This window comes from Rhizobium sp. TBD182, assembly GCF_001950375.1.
GTDB lineage: Bacteria > Pseudomonadota > Alphaproteobacteria > Rhizobiales > Rhizobiaceae > Agrobacterium > Agrobacterium tumefaciens.
On the sequence record NZ_BDLN01000011.1, the window covers coordinates 32,510 to 35,949 of the forward strand.

Sequence of the window (3,440 nt, forward strand, 5' to 3'; positions counted from 1 at the left end):
GGCAAGCATCATCGCATCGTGCTCGTGGATCCCCAACGAACCCATGTGCCGCGCACCGAACCGGTCACTCTGGAAGAGGTAGCGGGACCGACCGCACGCATTATCGGTGAGGACTATCAGCCTCGCGACCCGATCTGGCTTTCGCGTTTTGCCGATGAGACACGCCTTGCCGGAACCTATCGCAAGGGCCGCATCCTGCTTGCCGGCGATGCCGCTCATATCCATGCTCCGATGGGCGGACAGGGCATGAATGTCGGACTGCAGGACGCACTAAATCTCGGCTGGAAACTGGCCGCGGTCGTAAAGGACGAGGCGCCTGAGAAACTGCTTGATACTTATGACGAGGAACGTCGCCTATGGCGCCGATGAGAAGGCTGCCGTTACTGCCGGACAGTTGACGGCAGGGGTGCGCGTTCCCGATATGGAACTGGTCGGCAAGGACGGTGTATTGATGTCGCTCTACAGCCTGCTGGTCGAAGGACGTTGGCTTCACCTTTCCTTCAAACCAGGCGCATCGGTTTCCGGTCCGGAATGGTTGCAATCCACCAGCGTCCAATCCCTGGTGGCAGACCCTTCCGACCACGCGGCCCTACGCGGCGTCCGGGCGCTGCTGGTCAGGCCAGACGGTTACGTCGCCGCTGTCGATCAGGAATAAGGGAGGCATCGATGGAAACTCTCAACCCTTCCTCCCTGACCGATGCCTTCTCACATCTGATTGCACAGATCGCCATAACCCCGCCCGGCAGACGCCTCGCCGCCATCTCGGGCCAGGTCGCGATCGATAGGTCAGGTCAACTCGTCGGTGGAAACGATCATGCCGCCCAGGCAAGGCAATGCTTAGGGAATGTCTTCAACGCCCTCGCGGCCATGAAAGCGGATCCCAATAATATCCTGCAGATGAAGATCTATGTGGTAGGGCACACTCCGGAACTCGTTCCGGCGATCTTCGGTGCGGGCGCTCAGATTTTCGGCGACAAATGGCCGGTTTGTGCAAGTACCTGGATAGGCGTCGAAGCACTCGCCATGCCCGAATGGCTAGTCGAGATTGAGGTTCTGGTCGCACTTCCGTAGCGCAGGCAGACACGAGACGCAGGCGTCCGGAAGCCTGCGTCTCATCTCACGAATTCAGCAAGCTGAATGCGAATGCCACCACGCCTAGAACGGATACGAACCATCGCCCCCCTGACCAGCCGTTGAATATCAATGACAATGAACAGGCGGTAGATCGTTCCTGCCGCGCCTTACCTGATCCCGCATATGTTTAGCCGGCCGCTATTGGATCATCGATGTCCTGGCTCTGGAAATGGTCGATCAGAAAGCGAGCGGCCGGTCCGGGAGGTGTGTCCGTTCTATAAACAGCCTGAAGACGGTAAGGGCCGCCTTTGCAGTCAGGAAGATCAAGTTGGACGAGGCGACCTGATTCGATGTCATCGCGCACCATCGGTTCCGGCATGTTGCCCCAGCCGATGCCTTCTTTGAGCAGCATGTGCTTGGCGCCAAGGTCGGCCAGTCTCCATGTATGATTGCCCACAACTGCGAACTCATGCCCCTGTGTGAGAGGCGATCTGTCCGTCAGGACCAGCTGAATGTGGCCTCGAGCGGCACCCGGTGGATGAGAACCGCCGGCCAAGGGATGATCCGGTGAAGCGACTGGGATGAGTTTAACGAAACCTACACCGATGCGCTCAAGACCCGCGATCTCGACATCGAGTGGGCCGCTAATGCCGATCGCTGCTGTACGGTTGAGAACAATCTGCGTGACCGCACCCAACGCTTCGACATAAAGCCGAAGTGATACGCTCGGAAACTCTTTTCGAAACGCCTTCAGCGCATCCATGACGCGTGCCGCCGGCAGCATGACGTCCAGCGCAAGGTGCACCTCCGGCTCCACACCACGGAGCATGCTTTTCACTTTGGCCCGAAGATTGTCGATGCCATGGGCCACGCTCTTGGCCTCGGCGAGGACGGTCCTCCCCTCCAAAGTCAGCTGCGGCTTCTTCGTCGAGAGCCGGTCGAAGAGCGTGACCCCTAACTGAGCTTCGAGGTTGGCAATCGTGTAGCTGATCACTGAAGTAGCGCGGTTAAGCTTCCTGGAAGCTGCCGCAAAGCTGCCGGTCTCGACGACTGTGATGAAAACTTTGAGCTGATCCAGCGTCGGCTGGCCGGGGTCGGACATTTCTAATTCCTCGAACGTTTTCGCCGAAATTATCTGAGTTTTCCGAAACGTCTAGGGGACATACTTTCAATCCATCGAATTCAACCGCCGGAGCTGACAATGTCCTATTTGTCGAACGCTGACATCGAGCAGGTTATCCTGCCCTCGACCCGTGACCTCGGAGGCTTCTCCGTTCGCCGGGCGCTGCCTGCGGCCATGCGCCAGATGGTCGGGCCCTTCATATTCCTGGATAGTTTCGGGCCGGTGCGGTTCGGTGCTGGCGAGGGGATTGATACCCGCCCCCACCCGCATATCGGTCTTTCAACACTCACCTATCTTCTCGACGGTGAGTTGCTGCATCGTGACAGCCAGAGCTACGTGCAGTCGATCAGCCCAGGGGAAGTCAATCTGATGGTCGCCGGTTCCGGCATTGTTCACTCTGAGCGGACCCCGGAACCTATCCGCAAGGACGGGGGCAAGCTCACGGGCCTGCAGAGCTGGATAGCGCTTCCCAAACAATCGGAAGAGACTGCACCGCTCTTTCAGCACCTCGGCGCCCATGAGCTGCCAACGATCAATGGCGAGGGCATCGATATGAAGCTTCTCGCCGGAACGCTGCACGGACGAAAATCACCTGCCAGCACCTTCTCTGACCTCTTCTCTGCAGAGATCCAGCTTCAAGCTGGAGCACGCTACAGGATCGACGGAGAGCATATCGAGCGAGCGATCTTCGTCGTCACCGGTACAATCGAGATCATCGGGCAAGACGGTACGTATGGCCCGGATCGTCTTATCGTATTCAAGCCCGGCGCAGAGATCGTGGTGAAAGCGAGCGAGCCAGCCCGGTTTCTCGCCTTCGGAGGCGAGCCGCTTCCTGAAAAGCGGTTTATCCGCTGGAATTTCGTGGCCACGGATCAGGAGCGCATTCGCCATGCGGCCAACCTGTGGCGTGAACGGCAATTTCCCGGCGTGCCGGGCGACGACGAGTTCATTCCCCTACCCGACAACTTCAACTGAACCCTACTTAATCAAGGAGAACTACCATGACGACCTATGCAATCATCGGTTCGGGCGCGATCGGCTCTGCACTTGCTGAACGCTTCCATGCCGCAAGCGTGGATGCCGTTATCGCCAACACCCGCGGCCCGGCGTCGCTTCAATCGATCACCGAGAAGTTCGGCAGCACGGTGAAGCCGGTAGAACTCGACCGGGCTCTTCAGGCGGACGTCCTCATCCTGGCTGTGCCCTATGACGCCGTACCAGAGGTCGCGCGCAGAAAGGTAGC

6 protein-coding genes are annotated in these 3,440 nt (G+C 58.8%); 5 read left to right on the top strand and 1 reads right to left on the bottom strand.

Annotated elements, in window-relative coordinates:
* The 3 genes from T18_RS27935 to T18_RS23550 all read left to right on the top strand — a co-directional run.
* A partial coding sequence (locus T18_RS27935; protein ID WP_323455262.1) for an FAD-dependent monooxygenase occupies positions 1-369 on the top strand: 369 nt, incomplete at its 5' end.
* Positions 338-655 carry a hypothetical protein gene (locus T18_RS27940; RefSeq protein ID WP_038496415.1) on the top strand — a complete coding sequence of 106 codons (318 nt, stop codon included), beginning with the start codon at positions 338-340 and terminating at the stop codon, positions 653-655. The genes T18_RS27935 and T18_RS27940, both read left to right, overlap by 32 nt.
* Positions 656-666: 11 nt before the next feature.
* A complete protein-coding gene (locus T18_RS23550; protein WP_038496413.1) occupies positions 667-1,071 on the top strand; it encodes a RidA family protein in 405 nt (134 codons plus the stop codon).
* 190 nt (positions 1,072-1,261) lie between these two features.
* Here T18_RS23550 and T18_RS23555 read toward each other — a convergent pair whose 3' ends face one another.
* Positions 1,262-2,176 carry a LysR family transcriptional regulator gene (locus T18_RS23555; RefSeq protein WP_038496411.1) on the bottom strand — a complete coding sequence of 305 codons (915 nt, stop codon included), beginning with the start codon at positions 2,174-2,176 and terminating at the stop codon, positions 1,262-1,264.
* 99 nt (positions 2,177-2,275) lie between these two features.
* On the opposite strand from T18_RS23555, the gene T18_RS23560 reads away from it, so the two are divergent.
* Positions 2,276-3,172, top strand: coding sequence for a pirin family protein (locus tag T18_RS23560; protein ID WP_038496408.1), 897 nt, complete (start codon positions 2,276-2,278; stop codon positions 3,170-3,172).
* A gap of 26 nt (positions 3,173-3,198) precedes the next feature.
* Positions 3,199-3,440 (top strand): NAD(P)-binding domain-containing protein (locus T18_RS27945; protein WP_323455263.1); only part of this gene is annotated, 242 nt, incomplete at its 3' end.

What these genes read in the sequence shown, in the direction of transcription:
- T18_RS23560 (WP_038496408.1), top strand. Translation starts at nt 2,276, where the DNA reads ATGTCCTATTTGTCGAACGCTGACATCGAGCAGGTTATCCTGCCCTCG.
- T18_RS27940 (WP_038496415.1), top strand. Translation starts at nt 338, where the DNA reads ATGACGAGGAACGTCGCCTATGGCGCCGATGAGAAGGCTGCCGTTACT.
- T18_RS23550 (WP_038496413.1), top strand. Translation starts at nt 667, where the DNA reads ATGGAAACTCTCAACCCTTCCTCCCTGACCGATGCCTTCTCACATCTG.
- T18_RS23555 (WP_038496411.1), bottom strand. Translation starts at nt 2,176, where the DNA reads ATGTCCGACCCCGGCCAGCCGACGCTGGATCAGCTCAAAGTTTTCATC.